The organism is Thalassobaculum sp., assembly GCF_040219615.1.
Taxonomy (GTDB): Bacteria; Pseudomonadota; Alphaproteobacteria; order Thalassobaculales; family Thalassobaculaceae; genus Thalassobaculum_A.
The window spans coordinates 21,242-41,383 of sequence record NZ_JAVJSE010000044.1 but is presented as its reverse complement, the minus strand read 5'-3'; the positions used below and the strand labels follow the sequence as shown (position 1 = coordinate 41,383).

General features: G+C 69.6%; 18 protein-coding genes. 11 read left to right on the top strand and 7 right to left on the bottom strand.

Translation table 11 applies throughout. From position 1 onward, the window contains the following. Positions 1–74: 74 nt before the first annotated feature. From RIC31_RS26715 to RIC31_RS26705, 3 genes are all read right to left on the bottom strand, one after another. On the bottom strand, positions 75–878 hold the full coding sequence (locus tag RIC31_RS26715; protein WP_350115696.1) for a DUF899 domain-containing protein: 804 nt from the start codon (positions 876–878) through the stop codon (positions 75–77). A gap of 69 nt (positions 879–947) precedes the next feature. After that, a complete protein-coding gene (locus RIC31_RS26710) occupies positions 948–1,364 on the bottom strand; it encodes a GFA family protein (RefSeq protein ID WP_350115693.1) in 417 nt (138 codons plus the stop codon). A gap of 355 nt (positions 1,365–1,719) precedes the next feature. Further along, the gene (locus RIC31_RS26705) at positions 1,720–3,366 is read right to left on the bottom strand and encodes a long-chain-fatty-acid--CoA ligase (RefSeq protein WP_350115690.1); all 1,647 of its coding nucleotides are present in this window, start codon (positions 3,364–3,366) and stop codon (positions 1,720–1,722) included. A gap of 180 nt (positions 3,367–3,546) precedes the next feature. Between RIC31_RS26705 and RIC31_RS26700 the strand changes: the two genes are divergently transcribed. From RIC31_RS26700 to RIC31_RS26685, 4 genes are all read left to right on the top strand, one after another. Further along, on the top strand, positions 3,547–4,788 hold the full coding sequence (locus RIC31_RS26700; protein ID WP_350115687.1) for an MFS transporter: 1,242 nt from the start codon (positions 3,547–3,549) through the stop codon (positions 4,786–4,788). Between the two features lie 96 nt (positions 4,789–4,884). After that, a complete protein-coding gene (locus RIC31_RS26695; RefSeq protein ID WP_350115684.1) occupies positions 4,885–5,673 on the top strand; it encodes a glucose 1-dehydrogenase in 789 nt (262 codons plus the stop codon). Positions 5,674–5,856: 183 nt separating this feature from the next. Next, on the top strand, positions 5,857–6,624 hold the full coding sequence (locus RIC31_RS26690) for an SDR family NAD(P)-dependent oxidoreductase (RefSeq protein ID WP_350115681.1): 768 nt from the start codon (positions 5,857–5,859) through the stop codon (positions 6,622–6,624). Between the two features lie 13 nt (positions 6,625–6,637). Further along, positions 6,638–7,687, top strand: a complete 1,050-nt coding sequence (locus tag RIC31_RS26685) for a phosphotransferase (protein WP_350115678.1) — start codon at positions 6,638–6,640, stop codon at positions 7,685–7,687. Between the two features lie 130 nt (positions 7,688–7,817). Here RIC31_RS26685 and RIC31_RS26680 read toward each other — a convergent pair whose 3' ends face one another. The 4 genes from RIC31_RS26680 to RIC31_RS26665 all read right to left on the bottom strand — a co-directional run bounded on the left by RIC31_RS26680 (position 7,818) and on the right by RIC31_RS26665 (position 12,811). Continuing rightward, positions 7,818–8,417, bottom strand: a complete 600-nt coding sequence (locus tag RIC31_RS26680; protein WP_350115675.1) for a 2-hydroxychromene-2-carboxylate isomerase — start codon at positions 8,415–8,417, stop codon at positions 7,818–7,820. A 195-nt stretch (positions 8,418–8,612) separates the two neighbouring features. After that, positions 8,613–10,223: an AMP-binding protein gene (locus RIC31_RS26675; protein WP_350115673.1), complete on the bottom strand. Its 1,611-nt coding sequence runs from the start codon at positions 10,221–10,223 to the stop codon at positions 8,613–8,615. 1 nt (position 10,224) lies between these two features. Beyond that, a complete protein-coding gene (locus RIC31_RS26670; protein ID WP_350115670.1) occupies positions 10,225–10,875 on the bottom strand; it encodes a TetR/AcrR family transcriptional regulator in 651 nt (216 codons plus the stop codon). 100 nt (positions 10,876–10,975) lie between these two features. Beyond that, the gene (locus RIC31_RS26665; protein WP_350115667.1) at positions 10,976–12,811 is read right to left on the bottom strand and encodes a methyl-accepting chemotaxis protein; all 1,836 of its coding nucleotides are present in this window, start codon (positions 12,809–12,811) and stop codon (positions 10,976–10,978) included. 366 nt (positions 12,812–13,177) lie between these two features. On the opposite strand from RIC31_RS26665, the gene RIC31_RS26660 reads away from it, so the two are divergent. The 7 genes from RIC31_RS26660 (at position 13,178) to RIC31_RS26630 (ending at position 20,142) form a co-directional block, all read left to right on the top strand. Next, on the top strand, positions 13,178–13,795 hold the full coding sequence (locus RIC31_RS26660) for a cation efflux transmembrane domain-containing protein (protein ID WP_350115664.1): 618 nt from the start codon (positions 13,178–13,180) through the stop codon (positions 13,793–13,795). Between the two features lie 62 nt (positions 13,796–13,857). After that, positions 13,858–15,222 (top strand): MmgE/PrpD family protein, encoded by a 1,365-nt coding sequence (locus RIC31_RS26655; protein ID WP_350115661.1) that lies wholly within the window; start codon positions 13,858–13,860, stop codon positions 15,220–15,222. Further along, positions 15,219–16,013, top strand: coding sequence for a hypothetical protein (locus tag RIC31_RS26650; protein WP_350115658.1), 795 nt, complete (start codon positions 15,219–15,221; stop codon positions 16,011–16,013). Before RIC31_RS26655 ends, RIC31_RS26650 begins: the two co-directional genes overlap by 4 nt. A gap of 142 nt (positions 16,014–16,155) precedes the next feature. After that, the gene (locus RIC31_RS26645; protein WP_350115655.1) at positions 16,156–17,217 is read left to right on the top strand and encodes a TRAP transporter substrate-binding protein; all 1,062 of its coding nucleotides are present in this window, start codon (positions 16,156–16,158) and stop codon (positions 17,215–17,217) included. Between the two features lie 78 nt (positions 17,218–17,295). After that, a complete protein-coding gene (locus RIC31_RS26640; protein WP_350115652.1) occupies positions 17,296–17,877 on the top strand; it encodes a TRAP transporter small permease subunit in 582 nt (193 codons plus the stop codon). Positions 17,878–17,931: 54 nt separating this feature from the next. Continuing rightward, the gene (locus RIC31_RS26635; protein ID WP_350115649.1) at positions 17,932–19,218 is read left to right on the top strand and encodes a TRAP transporter large permease; all 1,287 of its coding nucleotides are present in this window, start codon (positions 17,932–17,934) and stop codon (positions 19,216–19,218) included. A 33-nt stretch (positions 19,219–19,251) separates the two neighbouring features. Next, complete coding sequence (locus RIC31_RS26630) at positions 19,252–20,142, top strand: alpha/beta fold hydrolase (protein WP_350115646.1); 891 nt, start codon at positions 19,252–19,254, stop codon at positions 20,140–20,142.

Sequence of the window (20,142 nt, the reverse complement as noted above, 5' to 3'; positions counted from 1 at the left end):
GGACCGGCGCGACAGGGCCGGTTCCCGGAGCCGCGTGGACCCGCGGGCGAGGCGCCGCTGCCACCGCCTCGGCGTCAGCGGCAGCAGTCGCTGGCGGTGCAGCCCCCGACCGGGCCGCCGGCATCCTGTGCCGCGCTTCCGCCCGCCACCGGACCGTAGCGATCGTGGTGGCGCACCCACTCCATCCTGTTTTCCACGTCGCGCTCGTCACGGCCCTTCGGAACCAGGTCGAGCATGCGGTATGTGCCCATCATCACCTCCACGCCGCGGCCGTAGGTCGAGTAGGTGTGGAAGACCTGTCCGTCATCGTTCTTGAAGAAGACGCTGACCCCGGGCAATTCCTCGTAGCAGTGGGGCGAGATGCCGTAGTTGTAGCCGATGTCGCCCCGGGCCACCTGTTCCGGCGTGAAGCTGACGCCGAAGTCGTGGTTGAAGTCGCTGCCGTGCGAGGACGCCCACCGGAACTCCCAGCCCATGCGACGGCGAAAGCGCTCGATCTCGTCCAGGGGCGCACGTGAGACGGCGACCAGCGAGACGTCCCGGTTCTCCAGGTGCACGGTCATGCCGTCGATGTGGTCGGCCATGAAGGAGCAGCTCGGGCAGCCCTGCTCCCAGCTCGGGCCGAGCATGAAGTGCTGGACCAGCAGCTGCCGGCGACCGTCGAACAGGTCGGCGAGGGTGCGCCGGCCCGAGGGGGTATCGAAGGCGTAGTCCTTGTCGACCGGCACCCAGGGCAGGGCGCGGCGTTCGCGGGCGACTTGATCGCTGAGGCGCGTCAGCTCCCTTTCGCGCGCGAGCAGCTGCTTCCGCTCCGCGAGCCATTCGGTCTTCGATGCGGTCCTGTGCGCATCGGCGGTAGCGAGTGGATTCCGCGTCATTGATCGACTCCGTTCTTTGGCTGTGCATCCGGTTCTGCAGGCAGTCGGGACGGGCTTCGAGGCCGCTCGTCAGCCGGTCGGCATCGTGTCGAAGGTCTGCAGCCCGGACGCCATCGCGTCCCAGGCGAGACCCCGACTGCCGTAGGTGACGACGGCCGGGCTGAAGCGGCCCGGGTCGTCCAGGCTTGCGGCGTGGACCGCGAACAGGTCCGGCATGGCGGCGAAGGTGTGGTAGACCGGCGTCCCGCAGGTCGGGCAGAACGAGTGCATCTTCTGGTTCCCGCTGTCCCCGGCGGCCCGCCAGTGCGACGCCGTGCCGGCGATCTTCACGTCGGCGCGCGACGGGAAGGTCAGGTAGGATCCGTGGCCGGTGCCGCTTCGCCTCTGGCAATCACGGCACTGGCAGTGGTTCTGGAAGATCGGCTCCGACGCCGCTTCGTAGCGGATCGCGCCGCATGCGCATCCGCCGGTATACGGGTTGCTCATATGCTCGGCTCCCTGCTCATGGTTGCTGATGACGACCAGGAGATAGGGCCGAACCTCGACACCGGGGGAGTGACAAGTGTGGCGCGAATTGACATGGACCCGCCGCCGCCCGGTGCTGTCCGCAGGCGATGCGACCGGGCGAATGCGGCTCTGGCCGGTTATCTTCCGGCCCGGTCACTTCTGCTTGTCGCGCGCCGGGCCGATGCGTGGCGCATCGTGGGGGGGGCAGCGCCGCACCCGGCTGGCGTCATCGCTGCTGCGCCGCCTGCCCGTCATACTCTCCTGACGTCATCCCGGAGCGGATCGCCGCAGGCGGCACGCATCCGGGTCCCACGTAGCGACGGGCGCTGAACGGCTACCCCTCCACCGTGGGCAGCACGTGGTCCTTGAAGCGCTCGCGCAGTTGCAGCTTCGACAGCTTGCCGGTGGCGGTGTGCGGCAGCTCTTCGACGAACAGCACGTCGTCGGGCAGCCACCACTTCGCGACCTTGTCGGCCAGGAAGCCGCGGATCTCGTCAGCCGTGGCGGTCTTGCCCTCCTTCAGCACCGCCACCAGCAGCGGCCGCTCGGCCCATTTCGGGTGCGCCGCCGCGATCACCGCGCATTCCTGGATCGCCGGGTGGCCCATGGCGGCGTTCTCCAGGTCGATCGAGCTGATCCATTCGCCGCCCGACTTGATGACGTCCTTGGTGCGGTCGACGATGTACAGGAAGCCGTCCGGGTCGATCCGCGCCACGTCGCCGGTGCGCATCCAGCCCTCGGCGTCATGCGCTGCGGCGCTGGCCGCCTCGTCGTTGAAATAGGCCGACATCACCGCCGCCCCGCGCACCAGCAGTTCGCCGAACGCCACGCCGTCATGGGGCAGCCGGTTGCCGTCGTCGTCGACGATCTTCAGGTCGCAGCCGAACAGCCGGCGGCCCTGGGAGTTCTTCCAGCCCAGCCGCTTCTCGGCAGGCGCCCGTTTCATGCCCTCGTCCAGCAGGGTGAGCGAGCCGACCGGGCTCATCTCGGTCATGCCCCAGCCGTGGGTGATGTCGAGGCCGAAGTCGGTCTCGAGTTCGCGGATCAGCGGCCCGGGCGCTGCCGAGCCGCCGGTCAGCACGATTTCCAGCCCGGCCGGCGCGCGGCCCTGCTTGCGCATCTCGGCGGCCAGGCCGAGCCAGACCGTCGGCACGCCCCAGGCGGCGGTGACCTTCTCCTGGTCCATCAGCGCGAACAGGCTGGGGCCGTCAAGCTTGGGGCCCGGGAACACCGGCCTGGTGCCGACCAGCGGCATCACGTAGGGCAGGCCCCAGGCGTTGACGTGGAACAGCGGCACCACCGGCAGGATCGACTGCCCGGGGCGCAGGCCGATGCCGTCGCCGGCTACCAGCATGCCCATCGAGTGCAGCAGGGTGGAGCGGTGCGAGTACAGCACGCCCTTGGGGTTGCCGGTGGTGCCGGAGGTGTAGCACAGCCCGCAGGCGGCGTTCTCGTCGAACTCCGGCCAGACGATCGTGTCGGACTGGTCGGCCAGCAGCTCCTCGTAGCACAGCGGGTCGGGCAGGCCGGTCTCGGGCATGTGCGCCCGATCGCACAGCAGCACCGGGCGCATGCCCTTTGGCATCCGGTCGGCCAGCTTCTCGATCAGCGGCGCGAAGGTGGTGTCGAGGAACAGCAGCCGGTCGTCGGCGTGGTTGACGATGTAGACCAGTTGCTCCGGGAACAGCCGCGGATTGATGGTGTGGCAGACCGCGCCGATGCCGGCGACCGCGAAATACAGCTCGAAATGTCGGTAGCCGTTCCAGGCCAGGGTCGCGACCCGGTCGCCGGGCCTGATCCCGTAGGCGCGCAGCCAGTTCGCCAGTCGGGCGATCCGGCGCCGCGAGTCGGCATAGGTGTATCGGTGGACGTCGCCCTCGACCCGGGCCGAGACCACTTCGGTGTCCGACCGGATCTCCGCCGCATAGTCGATGATGCTGGAGACCAGCAGCGGGCGATCCATCATCAGGCCGCGCAGCATCCCTATTCCTCCCTGCTGTCGGTCGGCGTTTCGGGCACGCCGTTGACGCAACGATACCAACGCGATGGCGGCGCGACGAGGGGCTGCGGCGGGTTACGCATTTTCGCTTGGCGGCGATTGCGGGCAAGCGCGTAATGCCTGCCAGAGCGCAACATTCCGGTCGCCGGTTTCCCGATGCAGTTGGGACGTCCCGTTTTCCTCAAGCGGCTGGGCGCGCCCGGGGCCGAGGCCTTCGCGGTGCTGTTCGCGCTGGAGTCCTTCGCCCGCGCCATCCTGGCCACCGTGATCCCGCTCGAGGCCCTGCGCTTCCTGGGCGACGCCGGCGGGGTCAGCGCGGCGTTCTTCTCGTCCAGCCTGTGCGCCCTGGCCGCCAGCCTCGGGATCCCCTGGCTGGTCCGCAAGACCGCCCGGCGCTGGGTCTACTCGCTCGGCTTCCTCGGCCTGGCGGCGGCGCCGGCGCTGTTCGTGCTGCCTGGCTTCGAGCCGTTCATGGCCGGCATGGTGGTGCGGGCGATCGGCACGGTCGCGGTCACCGTCTGCCTCAGCCTCTACATCCTGGACTTCATCGCCAAGAAGGACCTGTCGCGTTCCGAGCCGATGCGGCTGTTCTACTCGGCGGCGGCCTGGATGACCGGCCCGTTCCTCGGCGTCTGGCTGTCGGTGAACTTCGGCCGCGAGCTGCCGTTCCTGGTCTCGGCCGGGGTGTCGCTGGCGGCGCTGGGGTATTTCTGGTTCCTGCGCATCACCGAGAACCCGGCGGTCGTGCAGAAGGCGGTACCGGTGCCGACGCCGCTGGCCTATGTCCGGCGCTACTTCGCGCAGCCGCGCTTGCGGCTGGCCTGGGTGATGACCACCGGCCGCAACGTCTGGTGGGTGGTGTTCTTCATCTACGTGCCGGTCTACGCGGTGAAGACCGGCCTCGGCCCGGAGGTCGGCGGCGCCGTGGTCTCGGTCGGCACCGGCTTCCTTTTCCTGACGCCGCTGAGCGGCCGGCTGGTCCGGCGCGAGGGTATCCGGCGGGTGTTCGTCCTCGGCTTCCTGCTGGCGGCGGTGTCGACCATCCTGGTCGCGGTCACCATCAGCGAGCCCTGGCTCGGCATCAGCCTGATCGTGTGCGCCGCACTCGGCATGAGCGCGATCGACGCCGGCGGCAACATGCTGTTCCTGTTCGCGGTGCGGCGCCACGAGCGGGCCGAGATGACCACGGTGTACTCGACCTACCGCGACGTCGCCGACATCGTGCCGCCGGGCGTGTTCTCGATCCTGCTGCGGGTGTTCGAGCTGCCGGCGGTGTTCGTGGTCGGCGGCGCGGTCACCCTGGCGCTGGCGCTGCTGGCCCGGCGCATCCATCCGCGGCTCGGCCGGGAGCGGCCGCCGGCGGTGCGGTCCGACCCGCAGCCGCTCGGCGAGCCGGCCCAATAGCGCGCCGCCGGCCGCGAAGGATCGACAGGTCCCGGCGGCCTGCCTAATCTGCCCGTGAAACGAGAGTTCACAAGAATTCCGGGAAGGGGGGCGCAGATGGCTGCCGGACAGGACCGGATCGCCGGGAAGATCGCGCTGGTGACCGGCGGTGCGTCGGGCATCGGCCGGGCGATCGCGCGCATGTTCGCCGAGCAGGGGGCGACGGTGATGGTCGCCGACATCCAGGAGACCCTGGCGCTGGCGGTGGTCGCCGAGATCGCCGAGGCCGGCGGCAACGCCGAGGTGCTGGCGCTCGACGTCACCGAGGAGGACCAGTGGGCGGCGGCGGTCGACGGCGTGCTGGAGCGCCACGGCCGGCTCGACGTGCTGGTCAACAACGCCGGGGTCGGCGGCGGCGGCGACGGCACCATCGAGGACGTCACCCTGGACGGCTGGCGCCGCATCATGGGGGTCAACGCCGAGGGCGTGATGCTGGGTTGCAAGCACGGCGTGCGGGCCATGAAGCAGACCGGCGGCGGCTCGATCGTCAACATGTCGAGCATCGCCGGCATCGTCGGGGCGCCGCAGCTCAGCGCCTACTGCGCGTCCAAGGGCGCCGTGCGGATGCTGACCAAGTCGGTCGCCCTGCACTGCGCGCGCAAGGGCTACGGCATCCGCTGCAACTCGGTGCACCCGTCCTACACCGACACCCCGATGGTCGAGCGCATGATCCAGTCGCGCAGCGACCCCGAGCGCATGCGCGCCGCCCTGGCCAGCGCCAGCCCGTTCGGCCGCATGGGCGAGCCGGCCGACATCGCCGGCGCCGTGCTGTACCTGGCCAGCGACGACTCGGCCTTCGTCACCGGCACCGAGCTGGTGGTCGACGGCGGCGTGACCGCGATGTGAGGGGGCGGACCAATGCCCTGCTTTGATGTCGTCATTCCGGACCGGACCCCACCCGCCGCTCAATCGCCGGTCGTCGCCAACGCCCGTCGCTCCGTGGGTTCCGGATCGCCCGCGCGGTGGCGCGGCCGTCCGGAATGACGACGGGAAGATAGCGCCCGAAGGAAACCAAGAGGAAACCCCCGCATGTTCGAACTCACCGGCAAGGTCGCGCTCGTTACCGGCTCGTCGCGCGGCATCGGCAAGGCGATCGCCGAGACCATGGCGAAGCAGGGCGCCAAGGTCGTGGTGTCCAGCCGAAAGCAGGAGGCCTGCGACGAGGTTGTCGCCGGCATCCGCGCCGCCGGCGGCGAGGCCGCCGCCTTCGCCTGCAACATCGGCCGCAAGGAGGACCTGGAGGCTCTGGCCGCCGCCGCCATCCGGACCTACGGCCGGATCGACATCCTGGTGTGCAACGCCGCCACCAACCCGGTGTTCGGGCCGATGCACGAGGTCTCCGACGAGGCCTACGACAAGATCATGACCACCAACGTGAAGAGCGCGTTCTGGCTGTGCAACATGGTGGCGCCGGGCATGGCCGAGCGCGGCGAGGGCGGGGCGGTCATCCTGATCTCGTCGATCGCCTCGATGTACGGCAACCGCAAGCTCGGCATCTACGGCGTGTCCAAGGCGGCCGAGCAGCAGCTGGTGCGCAACCTGGCGGTCGAGTGGGGCGGCGCCAACATCCGGGTCAACGCCATCGCGCCGGGGCTGATCCGCACCGACTTCGCCCGCGCGCTGTGGGAGGACCCGAAGCGGCTGTCGATCATGGAGCGGATGACCCCGCTCGGTCGCATCGGCGAGCCGGTGGAGATCGCGGCGCTGGCCACCTTCCTGGCGTCCGACAGCGCGTCCTTCGTCACCGGCCAGACCATCGTCGCCGACGGCGGGCGCACGATCGGCGATCCGAGCTGAAGGGGCGGGAAGCATGGCGACGCTCGGGGCCGTCACCGAGGCCCACCGTTTCGACGAGGCGGCCTTGGACCGCTGGCTGGCCGACCAGGGCCTACCCGGCGCCGGGCATGGCCTGCGGGTCGCGCAGTTCCAGGGCGGCCAGTCGAACCCGACCTTCCGGGTCGACGCCGGCGACCGCGCCTATGTGCTGCGCAAGAAGCCGCCGGGCAAGCTGCTGCCGTCGGCCCACATGGTCGAGCGCGAGTACCGGGTGATGGCGGCGCTCGCCGACACCGACGTCCCGGTGCCGGTCATGCGGCTGCTGTGCGAGGACGCGCAAGTCATCGGCACCGCGTTCTACGTCATGGACTACCTGGAGGGCCGGATCCCGGGCGAGCCGTCCCTGGACGAGGGCTACTCGCCCGACGAGCGGGCGGCGATCTGGGACTCCATGAACGATGCGCTGGCGAAGCTGCACAACGTCGACCCGGCGGCCGTCGGGCTCTCCGACTACGGCAAGCCGGCGAACTACGTCGGCCGCCAGATCGACCGCTGGTCCCGGCAGTTCGAGGCCTCCAAGACCGACCCGATGCCGGACATGGACGCCCTGACCGCCTGGCTGAAGCAGCGCGACCCGCCGGCCGACGAGGTGTCGATCGTGCACGGCGACTTCCGGCTGCCGAACCTGATGCTGCACCCGACCGAGCCCCGGGTGATCGCCATCCTGGACTGGGAACTCGGCACGCTCGGCCACCCGCTCTCCGACCTCGCCTACAACTGCATGCCGTACCGCATGCCCTACGACGAGAAGGCGCTGAAGGGCATGACCGGCCTCGACCTCGCGGCGCTGGGCATCCCGGCCGAGGCCGACCACATCGCCGCCTACTGCCGGCGCACCGGCCGCGACGGCATCCCCGACATGGCGTTCTTCCAGGCGTTCTCGTTCTTCCGGCTGGCCGCCATCTGCCAGGGCGTCTACGCCCGCGGCCTGGCCGGCAACGCCAGCTCGCTCGACGCGCTGGAGGTCGGGGCCAAGGCGCCGCGGCTGGCGCAGATCGGCTGGGAGATCGCGAAGGCGGCGTGAGCCTGCCCTTCGCGGCCCCGAGCTGCGCTCCGGGCACCTCAGGGCGACAGGTTAAGGGCTTGGCGTGGAATAACTTTCCCTGTCGCCCTGAGGTGCGCGCCGCGCAGCGGCGGGCCACGAAGGGCCGGGGTCAGCCGCCTTGCCGTTCGGCCAGCCGTTCCTTCAGCAGGTCCAGCCTGTCCCCGCCCCAGAACAGCTCGCCGTCGAGGACGTACATCGGCACGCCGAACACCCCCATCGCCTCGGCCTCGTCGATGACCGCGGTCATCTCGGTCCGCCCGGCGCCCTCGGCGTAGGCCTTGAACGCCTCGGCGTCGCCGCCGCATTCGGCGACCACCGCCGCCACCTCCTCGGGCACGTCGATGTCGAGCTCGTGCTTCCAGAACCGCTCGAACACCGTCCAGTGGTAGCGCTCGAAGAAGTCGTGCTTCTGGGCGAACAGCATGCCGGCGTTGGCGTGGTAGCCGTCGTAGATCCGCTTCGGGCCCTTCAGGGTCAGGCCCTGCTTGTTGGCGTAGCGCCGGGCGTCCATGTAGGAGTAGCGCACCCGCCGCCAGGCGTGCGGGCCGCGGTCGTCGACGGAGCCGAGATACTCGGCGATCCTGAGCGTGTAGGGCCGCCACTCCAGCGCGAGGTCGAACGCCTCGGCGAGCGCCAGGGTCGGGCGGACGGCGACGAAGGCGTAGGGGCTCTTGTAGTCCGAGTACACGCGGACGACGGTTCGGCTCACGACGGTTTCCTCTCGGGGGTGGTTGGGTTTGGGGGCTGCTTGTCACCCCTCCCTCGACGTCATTCCGGACCGGACCGCGGGAGCGGGACGGAGCCGGAACCCAGGCAGCGACGGGCGACGGCGGCGGCCGGTGGGTTCCGGCTCGGCCGCGCTGGTGCGCGCCCGTCCGGAATGACGGCGGGAGGGAGAGGGGCGTCATCCCCGGTCGTGCGAGGGCGCGGGTTGGGCCTCGCGGTCCCAGACCGGCCCGTCCAGGCCCTGGGTGCGCAGGACGTGCTTCTCGACCTTGGCGGTCGGGGTCTTGGGCAGGTCGTCTACCACCCGGACGTAGCGCGGGATCATGAAACCGGCGAGGCGGGGCTCCAGGTGCCTGATGATCGCCGCCGGGTCGACCGTCCGGCCCGCGACCGGGCTGAGCACCGCCAGCACCTCGTCCTCGCTGTGCTCGCTCGGCACCGCCACCACCGCCGCCTCGCGCACGTCCGGGTGGCTGAGGATCTCGACCTCGACCTCCCAGGACGAGATGTTCTCGCCGCGCCGGCGGATCGCGTCCTTCAGGCGGTCGACGAAGAACCAGTCGCCGTCGGCGTCGCGCCGGAACAGGTCGCCGGTGTGGAACCAGCCGTTGCGCCAGGCCGCGGCGGTCGCCTCCGGCCGGCCGTCATAGCCGTGGGTCATGGTCCAGGGTGCGTCGGTGCGGATCACCAACTCGCCGGGCGTGCCGTCCGGCACCGGCAGGTCGTCGGCGTCGACCAGGCGCAGTTCGACGCCCTGGCGCGGCCGGCCGCAGGTGCCCGGCTTGGCCGGGTTCGGCCCGGACATCAGCGGGGTGCTGATCTCGGTCATGTTGAACAGGGTGTAAACGTCGACCCCGAAGCGCGCGCGGAAGGCCGGCCCGGCGGCGCCCAGCGGCACGATCATGACGTGGCGCAGCGGATGCTCGCGGTCGTCCGGCCGGGCCTGCGCCTTCAGCAGGAAGGTCGCCATGGCGCCCAGCAGGAAGGCCGAGGTCACCTCCATCCGCCGGACCGCGGGCCAGAACCCGTCGGTGCGGAACCGCTCAACCACCGCCACCGAGGCGCCGACGCACAGCGCCATCGAGGCGATGAAGGCGCCGCCGATGTGGAAGACCGGCATGTGCAGCAGGTGCCGGTCGTCGGCCCGGGTGCAGGTCCAGGTATCCGGGTTCATGGCGGTGTAGCTGTGCATGTAGCTCGACAGCACGCCCTTCGACCGCCCGGTGGTGCCGGAGGTGAAGATGATCGACTGGGTGTCCCAGGGCTCGATCGGCCGCTCCGGCGGGCTGGGCGCGCGGCCGGGGCGCAGCAGGATGTCCTGGCCGACCAGCTCGATGCCGGCCGGCGAGACAGGCGGCGCGTCGGTGCCGGCGACCACGATCCGCCTCAGCGCCGCCGTTTCGCCCCCGAGCACGCGCGACAGCAGGGCGGCGTCGACCACCGCCACCGCGGCCCGGGATTCGGCGATCACATGCGCCAGCAGGGCGCCGCGGTAGGCGGTGTTGACCGGCACCATGATCGCGCCCAGCCAGTTCGCGGCGAACATCGCCCGCAGAACCATGGCGCCGTTCGGCAGCATGATCAGTACCCGGTCGCCCTGGCGGACGCCGAGGTCCTGCAGCCCGGCGGCGGCGCTGCGGACCTGGGCCAGGGTGTCGGCGAAGCTCCAGCGCGAACCGTCCTCGAACACCGCGTAGGTATCGTGCGGGCGGGTCCGGGCGTGGCGCTCGAGGGCGCGCGCCAGCACGCAGGTCTCTGCCGGCAGCACCTGGCCCGGGCCGGCGCTCATCTCAGGCCTCACCCGCTGCGGCCGGCGCCAGCATCGCGACGAGACTGTCCCGCAGGGTGCGGCGGAACCGGTCGACCGCCTCGGCCTCGTGGTCGAGCGCCAGCATGCGCTGGATGGTGACGGTCGACGCCGCGAAATGGGTGATCGCCCCGGTGGCGTGGAAGGCGGTCATCTCCGGGTCGACCGGGCCGACGGTGCCGCGCTCCTGGCCGGCGCGGATGGCGGCGGCATAGGCCTCGATCAGCGGCAGCAGGTACCAGCGCTTGGCCTTCCGCGCCCGGTCCGGGTTCTCCATCAGCTCGCGCAGCAGCAGGGTAGCGTAGTGGCGGTGATCCAGCGCCCAGTCCAGGAAGCGCTCGATCAGTCCGGCGACCGACGCCGGGTCGGAAGGCATCGGCGGGGTGGGCGGCAGATAGGGGAGGATGCTGTCGGCGATCCGGGCCAGGACAGCGCCGTACAGCTTCTCCTTCGAGCCGAAGTGATAGGCGAGGGTGGCGCCGGTGACGCCGGCGCGCGCGGCGATGTCGCGCAGTCCGGTGCCGGCGAACCCGCCGGCGGCGAACAGCCGCTCGGCGACGTCGAGGCAGTTCCTGCGGGTCTCCGGCGCGCCAAGCGGCCTGCCCGCTCTTCGGGCCGGTTCGATATCGAACATGACGGCGAAGCCTCTATTTAATCTAACAATCGATTAAATAGAGGCTTCGATCCTGTCAAGCGGAGCGGCGGGAGGGCCGGCGGCCGGCCCTCCCGTTCGTTCAGGCGGCGCGGACCCGGGTCAGGAACTCCGAGACTTCGCGGCGCAGCCGGGCTGCGGAGCCGGACAGTTCCTGGGCGCTGGAGAGCACCTGCGTGGCTGCCGAGCCGCCTTCGGCCGCCGCCTGGCTCACCTGCGCTATCGCTTGGGAGACCTCGCCGGTCCCGGCCGATGCCTGCTGAACGTTGCGCGCGATCTCCTGGGTCGCCGCACCCTGCTCCTCTACGGCCGAGGCGATGGCGGAGGCGATCTCCCGGCTTTCGCCGATCACCTCGGCGATGCTCCTGATCGCACTCACCGTCCGTTGCGTGACGTCCTGCACGTCGCCGATCTGGGCAGTGATGCTCTCGGTGGCCTGCGCCGTCTGGCTGGCCAGCGACTTGACCTCCGAGGCGACCACCGCGAAGCCCTTGCCGGCCTCGCCGGCGCGGGCTGCCTCGATGGTCGCGTTCAGGGCGAGGAGGTTGGTCTGGGCCGCGATGTCCTGGATCAGCTTGACCACCTCGCCGATCTTCTGGGTCGTCGCGACAAGACCCTCGACCGTGGCCTGGGTCTCCTCGGCATTGCCGACCGCGCGGCTGGAGATCGTGGTCGACTGGCCCACCTGCTGCCCGATCTCCCGCACCGAGGCCGCCAGTTCCTCGCAGGCGACGGCGACGGTCTCGACATTGGCGCTGGCCTGCGTCGCGCCCGCCGCGACATTGCCGGCCTGCGCGTTGGTCTCCTCGAGCGTGAGGTTCAGGGTCTTCGCCGCCGATTCCAGCTCTGTGGCGGCCGACGACACGACCTCGACGATCGAGCCCACGCTCTGCTCGAACTGGTCGGCGAGTGCCGCCATGGCGCGCTTCTGCTGCTCCTCGGCACGCTTCTCCTGCTCGAGCTTGTCGGCCTCCAGCTGCTTCATCTCGATTGTCCGCGCCTTGAACGTCTGGAAGGCGATGGCGACCTGGCCCACTTCGTCCTGGCTGCGGACCGCGAGTTCGACGCTGGTGTCCCCGTCTGCCAGCCTGCCGAGGGCGTGCACGACCTCGGTTAGCGGCCGCGAGATCTGCGTTCGAATGATCGCGAAGGCTAGTCCGAACCCGAGGACGGTGGCGGCGAGCGTCAGGATCGCCGTCGCCTTCAGCGCCGTCTGCTCGTGCTGGTAGATCGCGGCGGTCGCCGAAGCGGTCAGGCCGCGGATCTCGTCGCCGAGCGCCACCAGGCTGTTGTGCAGTTCGTCCTCGATGCGCGAGACTTCGTCGATCCGCGCGAGGGCCCGGCCGGCCTGGCCCTCGGCGATCGCTGCCGTAACTTCTTCGACACGCCGGGAGAATGCGGAATAGTCCCGGCTGATCCCGTTCAGGTCGGCCAGCATGCCCTCCAGTTTGGCCTGAGCCTGCGGTGAGGCGGCGCCGCTCAAGGACTGCTGAGTCAGCCGGATCGCGTCGCCGAGTTCGCCGACGATCTTTGCCCCGAGGGTTTCGATCTCGCGGGTCGCCGTACGCAGCGCCTCGCCGCCGGCCTGGCCGGTTGTGCCCAGCCTGATGGCGCGCTCGAGCAGGACGGCCTGCTCCAGCTGATGGGTCGAGACCTGCTCGAGAGCCGCGGCGAGCGGCAGGTCCCGCTCGACGACACCGGCCACCTCCTGACCGATGTTCGACAGTTGCCAGGCGGCCGTACCACCGACCGCTCCGGTCAGGGCAATGCACACCGCCACGACACCCAGAAGCTTCTGCGTCACCGAGAGGCCACGGCCGAGCGCAGGGCGGCCCGGCGTCTGACTGTAAGCAACCGTATCCATTGGCTGACGTCCTTTGATGTTCTGTCGAGCGCTACAGAACCCGTCGTCGGGCAACGGGGAAGGGCGGCGAGACCGCCTGTGTGGCCCGGGACGGGTAGGTTGGCGGGATACGGCAGCGCCGTTCCCGTAGTCGGGAAGTAAGTACGTGCCCCGATCTGATCCAGATCAGTACAAGAACCAAAATTTCATCAGTGATTGGTTACGGTTAATGAAACTTAAGTAGTTTTGTTCAAGTATTCTTAATATATCACACGCAAAGGTAGTTGTTATTCTTGAAAAATAATGATGACCGGTAGAATTTCGTTCGAGAGGCCCGGGCGGCGGGACCCGCAAGTGTCGTTTATGCCGGGCATGGTGGATCTTGCCATCGCGGATAGCCCCCCCCATTCTCCCGGCATGACCGGATGCTGCGGAAGCGACGTGAAGTTCGACGGCCTCTCGACCGGCTATCGCCGGGCGCTGTGGGCGGTGATTGCCATCAACGCGGCGATGTTCGCGGTCGAGATCGGCGCCGGCGCACTGTCCGGGTCGGTGGCCCTGGCCGCCGACTCCCTGGACTTCCTGGCCGACAGCCTGACCTACGGCCTCAGCCTGTGGGTGATCGGCCGGCCGCTGGTCTGGCGGTCGCGCGCCGCGCTGTTCAAGGGGCTGTCGCTGGCGGTCATGGGGGTCGGCGTGTTCGTCGCCACGATCTGGCAGACCTTCGTGCTGGGCGTGCCGGAGGCGTTCGTGATGTCGGGCGTCGGGGCCCTGGCACTGGCCGCCAACGTGGTCAGCGTGGTGATCCTGTTCCGCTGGCGCGACGGTGACGCCAACGTGCGCTCGGTGTGGCTGTGCTCGCGCAACGACGCGATCGGCAACGTCGCGGTGGTCGGGGCGGGCGTGGCGGTCTGGCTGACCGCGTCAGGCTGGCCGGACGTGATCGTGGCGGGTGCGATGGCGCTGCTGTTCCTGAGGTCCGCGGCCGCGATCCTGCGGCAGTCCCTCGAGGAACTGCGCCAGGATCGCACGGGCGTCGTGCCGCTGGCGGGTGAGTGAGCGGCTTCACCGGTCTTCCGGCAGGCTGCTAGGGTCGGTCTCCAGTTTCCGGAGGGACCGCCGTGACCGACGCCATCGAACGTTTCGCCGACCATGTCGTCTCGACCCGGTTCGAGGACATCCCGGCCGACGCACTGACCGCCGCCAAGACCTTCATCCTGGACAGCCTGGGCGTCGGCCTCGCCGGCACCCGGGCGCCCTGGGTGCGCGAATGGATCGCGGTGTCGCAGGCCCCCGCCGGCGACCGGGCGGCCCGGGTCTGGGGAACCGGCGAGGCGTTGCCGACACCGGCGGCGGCGGCCCTGATCGGCTACCTGATCCACAACTCCGAATACGACTGCATCCACGAGAAGGCGGTGCTGCATCCGATGGCGGTGCCGTTCGCAGCGCTGATGGCTGAGGCCGAGGCGCGCGGTGGGGTCGACGGGAAGAGCCTGCTGCGGGCCGTCGTGCTGGGGGTCGACGTGGCCTGCTACATCGGCTGTGCGGTGCGCAACGGCCTGCGGTTCTTCCGGCCGGCGGTCGGCGGCGGCTTCGGCGCGGTCGCAGCGGTCGGGGCGGCCTTCGGGCTGGACCGGGAACGATTGCTGAACGCCTTCGGCCTGTACTACGCGCAGGCCGGCGGCACCATGCAGGCACATACCGAGGGTTCGCCGCTGCTGGCCATGCAGGTCGGCTTCAACGCCCGCAACGCGGTCACCGCCGTGCGGATGGCCGAGGCAGGGATGCCCGGGCTGCGCGGCACCCTGGAGGGCCGCTTCGGCTACCTGAACCTGATGGAGGGCGACTACGACCCGGTCGCCCTGACCCGCGATCTCGGCCGGGTGTGGCGGATCGAGGAAGTCGCCCACAAGCCGTTCCCGAGCGGACGCGCCACCCACGGCATCATGGACGCCCTGCGCGAGCTGAGGGCGGAGCATGGCTTGTCGGGGGGCGACGTCGCGTCGGTCTCGGCGTCGGTACCGCCGCTGATCCACCACCTGATCGGGCGGCCGCCGCAGTCCGGCATGACCCAGAACTATGCCCGGCTCTGCGGCGCCTATGCGGCCGCGCGCCTGCTGCTCGCGGGTGATCTCGGGGTCGGCGACTATACCGAAGCGGCGCTGAACGATCCGGCGACCCTCGACCTCGCCGGTCGGATCGCGATCGCGCCCGACGACAACCCGGACCCCAATGCGCTGACGCCGGTCACGGTGACCGTGCGGCTGCGCTCGGGCGCCGAGCTCGCGCGCGGGATCGAGGTCGTCTACGGCAACCCGGCCAAGCCGCTGACCCGCGAGGCGCATCTGGCGAAGTTCCGCGGCAACCTCGGCTTCGCCGCCGGACCGGTGCCATCCGCCAACGCCGATCGGCTGATCGCCATGGTCGACGACCTGGAGGGCCTGGACGACGCCCGCCGCCTGGTGGATCTGGTGGTGGCGGCTTGAACCTGGCGCTGCTGCTGGTCGTCTCGATCTTCTGGAAGGCGCTGGCGACCGCGGCGGTGATCGTCGCCGCCGGCCGGCTGGCGCAGCGCGCCGGGCCGGTGCTGACCAGCGTGCTGATCACACTGCCGGTCAACGCCGGCCCCGGGTTCTTCTTCATCGCCCTGGACCAGGACGCCGCTTTCGTCAGCGGCGGCGCGCTGACCGCCTTCGCGATCACCGGTGCCGTCCTGCTGTTCTGCACCGCCTGGGTGCATGCCGCCCGGTTCGGCGGCTTCCTGCTGTCGCTCTCCGCGGCGATCACGGCCTGGGCGGTCTGGGCGTTCGCGACCGAGGCGCTGCCGGACACCGTGCCCTGGGCATTCGCCGCCGCTGGCGGCGGCGCGCTGCTGGCCTGGCTGCTGCGCCGCCGGGGCCTGGTGCGTCCGGCCGGCGGCAAGGCGGCGGCCGGCTGGGGCTTCGTCATCGTGCGCGGCGTCGTCGCCGGCCTGGTGGTGGTCAGCGTGGCGACCGCCAGCCCGTGGCTCGGTCCGGTCTGGTCCGGGTTTCTGCTCGGCTTCCCGACCACGCTGACCGCCTCGGGCTGGATGCTGTACGGCCACTACGGCCGCGACTTCACCGCCGCCACGCTGAATGCGGCGCAGCCGTCGATGGTGGTGTATGCCAGCTTCTGCCTGGCGCTGCACCTGCTGGCCGGGCCACTGCCGGCGGTGACGGCGGTGGTGGTGGCGTTCGCCGGGGCAGGGGTGTTTGCCGCGACGCTGGCCCTGCTCCTGGCCCGCCGGCGCCGCTGATACCGCGCAGTTCCGGCCGACGGCGGCCGGCGGTGCCGTCAGGTGGGTTTCATCGTTGTGTACTTCGGCATACAATATGACAGTCGTGAAATCGGTCCGGCAGTGACCGAGGCGGTAAACAGGGTAGGACGGGAGGCACATAATGCGAAAATCAGTTCTGGCATTGGCTGCGGCAGTTCTTGTCGGCGGCATGATTCCGTGGTCGGCGAACGCCGAACTCGACCAGCTGAACCTCAAGGTCGTCGGGACCTGGGGCAACCTCTCCAACTGGAAGGTCAACGAAGGACCGTTCTGGCAGCAGACCATGCCGGCGGTGTCCGGCGGCAAGATCACCGCCGACGCGGTGCCGCAGACCGAGGTCGGCATCAAGGGCTTCGAGGTCATGCGGATGCTGAAGATCGGCGTGTTCGACGTCGCCCACGGCGTCGTCGGCTACATCGCCGGTGAGGATCCGATCGCCGAGGGCATCGACCTGGCCGGCGTGATCCAGAACTGGGACGACGCGCGCGCATCGATGAACGCCTACCGGCCGATCATCGCCGCGCAGTTCGAGAAGACCTATGGCTCCAAGCTGCTGGCCCTCTATCCGTTCCCGAGCCAGGTGCTGTTCTGCAAGCCGCCGGTCAACAACGTCGCGGATCTGGCGGGCAAGAAGGTGCGTGTCTACGCGGCCTCGATGGGCGACCTGGTCGAGGGCCTCGGCGGCGTCTCGGTCACCATCGCCTTCGCCGAGGTGCTGCCGGCCCTCGAGAAGGGCGTGGCTGACTGCGGCATCACCGGCACCATGCCGGCCTATCAGGCGAAGTGGTGGCAGGTCGCGACCCATGCCTATCTGTTCAAGGTCGGCTACACCGCGACTTTCGCGGCGATGAACCTGAAGACCTGGAACAAGCTCAGCCCGGAGACCAAGGCGTTCGTCGAGAAGCAGATGCAGGAGTTCGAGGACACGTCCTGGAAGAACACCATGGCCGAGGACGCCATGGGCATTACCTGCAACACCGGCGTGGGCGGCGAGTGCACCGAGGGCAAGCCCGGCAGCATGAAGAAGGTCGAGCCGTCGGCGGCGGACGACGCGGTGCGCAAGAAGGTGCTGGAGGACGTCGTCCTCAAGCGCTGGGCCGAGCGCTGCGGCGCCGAGTGCGTGAAGCAGTGGAACGAGACCATCGGGAAGATCGCCGGCGTCAAGGCGCCGGTCCCGCAGTAAGCCGATCTTCACCAGCGCGGTCGGCCGGCGACTTCCGGTGTCGCCGGCCGATCGTCTGTTCCGATGGGGCTGACTGACATGCTCGAGAAGTTTCTCGCCTGGGATTTCGTGGCGGCGCGGGTCCTGGTGTGGATCGGCGGTGCCGGCCTGATCTTCGCCGCCTTCATGGTGACCGTCGACATCATCATCCGCGACCTGTTCGACATGACGCTCGGGGGCGCGGACGAGGTCTCGGGGTACATCTTCGCGGTGTCGACCGCCTTCGCGTTTCCCTATGCCCTGCTGCATCGGACCAACGTCAGGATCGACGCCCTCTACATCCTGTTCCCGGCCCGGATACGCGCGCTGCTGGACGTCGTCTCGCTGGTCGCGCTGGCGATCTTCGTCTATCCGCTGACCTGGTGGGCCTATCTGATGCTGAGCGACTCGATCGCCATCGGTACCCGCTCGATCACGCCGATGCGCACGCCGGTGGCGATCCCCCAGAGCTTCTGGGTCGCCGGCCTCGTTCTGCTCTCGATTACCATTCTGCTGGTGTTCCTGGTGGCGGCGCGGCGTCTCGCCCGCGGCGACCTGGACGGCGTGCATCGGGTTGCCGGCGCGCTGACCCTCGACGACAGCGACGAGGATGACGGACCCACCGCCGGCCAGGCCGGCTGAGAGCGTGTGGATGTCCCGGCACACATTCTCACGCTCTGACGGAGATCGGCGATCATGATGCTGGGAACCACCCTGCTGATTCTGCTGGCGATGATCGCCCTGAGCATTCCGATCGCCGCGGTGCTCGGAACCCTCGGCCTGGCGCTCGACCAGCTGTTCTCGGGCGGCTACCTGTGGCGCGGGCTCGCCGAGAACGCCTGGCAGACCTCGATCGACTACCTGCTGTTCGCGATCCCGATGTTCGTGCTGCTCGGGGAGATCCTGCTGCGGGCCGGCATCGCGCAACGCATGTACACCGCCCTGGCGCAGTGGCTGTCATGGCTTCCCGGTGGCCTGATGCACTCGAATGTCGGCGCTTGCGCCCTGTTCGCCGCGACCTCCGGGTCGAGCGTGGCGACCGCGGCGACGATCGGGACCGTGGCCCTGCCGGAGGTCGACAAGCGCGGCTACAACGAGCGGCTGTTCTTGGGCACGCTGGCGGCCGGCGGCACGCTCGGCATCCTGATCCCGCCGTCGATCAACCTGATCGTCTACGGGATGCTGACCGACACCTCGGTGCCCGAGCTCTATCTCGCCGGCTTCATTCCCGGCTTCATGCTGGCGGCGCTGTTCATGGTCATGGTGGTGGTCTTCTGCCTGATCCGGCCGAGCCTGGACGGCAGCCATGTCCGGACCAGCTGGGCCGACCGGTTCCGCGTGCTACCGGACCTGCTGCCCCCGCTGGCGATCTTCCTGGTGGTGGTCGGCTCGATCTACGCCGGTATCGCCACGCCGACGGAGGCCGCCTCGCTGGGGGTGATCGCCGCCCTCGTGCTCGCCGCCCGGAACCGCAGCCTCACCCTGGACATGCTGCGGCAGGCGATCGAGGGGACCATGCGCACCACCGCGATGGTCATGCTGATCATCGTGGCGGCGATCTTCCTGAACTTCGTGCTCGGGATGATCGGACTGACCCAGGCACTCGCCCAGTTCATCACCTCGCTCGGGCTCGACCCGTTCGAGACCCTGCTGATCATCATCGCCTTCTACCTGATCCTCGGCTGTTTCATGGAGACGCTCTCCATGCTGATCACAACGGCCCCGATCATCACCCCGATCGTGGTCGCTCTCGGCTACGATCCGGTGTGGTTCGGGATCCTGCTGATGGTGATGCTGGAGACCGCGCTGATCACCCCGCCGATCGGCGTCAATCTCTACGTGGTGCAGGGGGTGCGCGGACGCGGGTCGATGAACGACGTGATGATCGGCATCATTCCGTTCGTGCTGAGCATGTTCGTGATGATCGGCCTGCTCGTCGCGTTCCCGGCCATTGCCCTGTGGTTGCCGCGCCTGTTCTACTGAACGCCCATCGATCAGCGCCTGGAGGGCCGCACCATGCCGCACGTCACCACCGACGACGGTGTGAAGCTGTATTTCGAGGAGGTCGGCGAGGGTACGCCGATCGTCTTCGTCCATGAATATGCCGGCGACTGGCGGGCCTGGGAGCCGCAGATGCGGCATTTCGGGCGGCGCTATCGCTGCATCAGCTACTGCGCCCGCGGCTATCCGCCCTCGGACGTGCCGGAGAGCCACGAGTCCTACAGCCAGGACCGCGCCCGCGACGACATCCGCTCGGTGCTGGACGGCCTCGGGATCGACGCCGCCCATGTTGTCGGCCTGTCGATGGGCGGGTTCGCCACCCTGCATTTCGGCTTCCGCTACCCCGACCGGGCGCTGTCGCTGACCGTCGCCGGCTGCGGCTACGGTGCCGAGGCCGACAAGCGCGAGCAGTTCCGCCTGGAGACCGAGGCGACGGCCGCCCGGATCGCCGCGGAGGGCATGGATGTGGTCGGCAAGTCCTATGCGATCGGCCCGACCCGGGTGCAGTTCCAGGCCAAGGACCCGCGCGGCTGGAAGGAGTTCGAGACCCAGCTCCGCGAGCATTCGACCCTGGGTTCGGCCAACACCATGCGGGGCGTGCAGGCGCGCCGGCCGTCGCTTTACGACCTGGTCGAGGAGATGCGGGCGCTGACGGTGCCGACCCTGATCGTCAACGGCGACGAGGACGAGCCCTGCCTCGATCCCGGCAACTTCATGAAGCGCAACATCCCGTCGGCAGCGCTGTCGGTGCTGCCGAAGACCGGCCACACCATGAACCTCGAGGAACCGGCACTGTTCAACGCCGTGGTCGAGGACTTCCTGCACACCGTCGAGAGCGGGCGCTGGACCCTGCGGGATCCGCGCTCGTTGTCCGGCGGTATCGTCACCCCGGCCGAGGAGAAATAG

Coding starts and splice junctions, on each gene's coding strand:
- RIC31_RS26630 (WP_350115646.1), top strand. CDS start 19,252: ATGCCGCACGTCACCACCGACGACGGTGTGAAGCTGTATTTCGAGGAG.
- RIC31_RS26710 (WP_350115693.1), bottom strand. CDS start 1,364: ATGAGCAACCCGTATACCGGCGGATGCGCATGCGGCGCGATCCGCTAC.
- RIC31_RS26685 (WP_350115678.1), top strand. CDS start 6,638: ATGGCGACGCTCGGGGCCGTCACCGAGGCCCACCGTTTCGACGAGGCG.
- RIC31_RS26645 (WP_350115655.1), top strand. CDS start 16,156: ATGCGAAAATCAGTTCTGGCATTGGCTGCGGCAGTTCTTGTCGGCGGC.
- RIC31_RS26670 (WP_350115670.1), bottom strand. CDS start 10,875: ATGTTCGATATCGAACCGGCCCGAAGAGCGGGCAGGCCGCTTGGCGCG.
- RIC31_RS26705 (WP_350115690.1), bottom strand. CDS start 3,366: ATGCTGCGCGGCCTGATGATGGATCGCCCGCTGCTGGTCTCCAGCATC.
- RIC31_RS26675 (WP_350115673.1), bottom strand. CDS start 10,223: ATGAGCGCCGGCCCGGGCCAGGTGCTGCCGGCAGAGACCTGCGTGCTG.
- RIC31_RS26635 (WP_350115649.1), top strand. CDS start 17,932: ATGATGCTGGGAACCACCCTGCTGATTCTGCTGGCGATGATCGCCCTG.
- RIC31_RS26690 (WP_350115681.1), top strand. CDS start 5,857: ATGTTCGAACTCACCGGCAAGGTCGCGCTCGTTACCGGCTCGTCGCGC.
- RIC31_RS26715 (WP_350115696.1), bottom strand. CDS start 878: ATGACGCGGAATCCACTCGCTACCGCCGATGCGCACAGGACCGCATCG.
- RIC31_RS26640 (WP_350115652.1), top strand. CDS start 17,296: ATGCTCGAGAAGTTTCTCGCCTGGGATTTCGTGGCGGCGCGGGTCCTG.
- RIC31_RS26695 (WP_350115684.1), top strand. CDS start 4,885: ATGGCTGCCGGACAGGACCGGATCGCCGGGAAGATCGCGCTGGTGACC.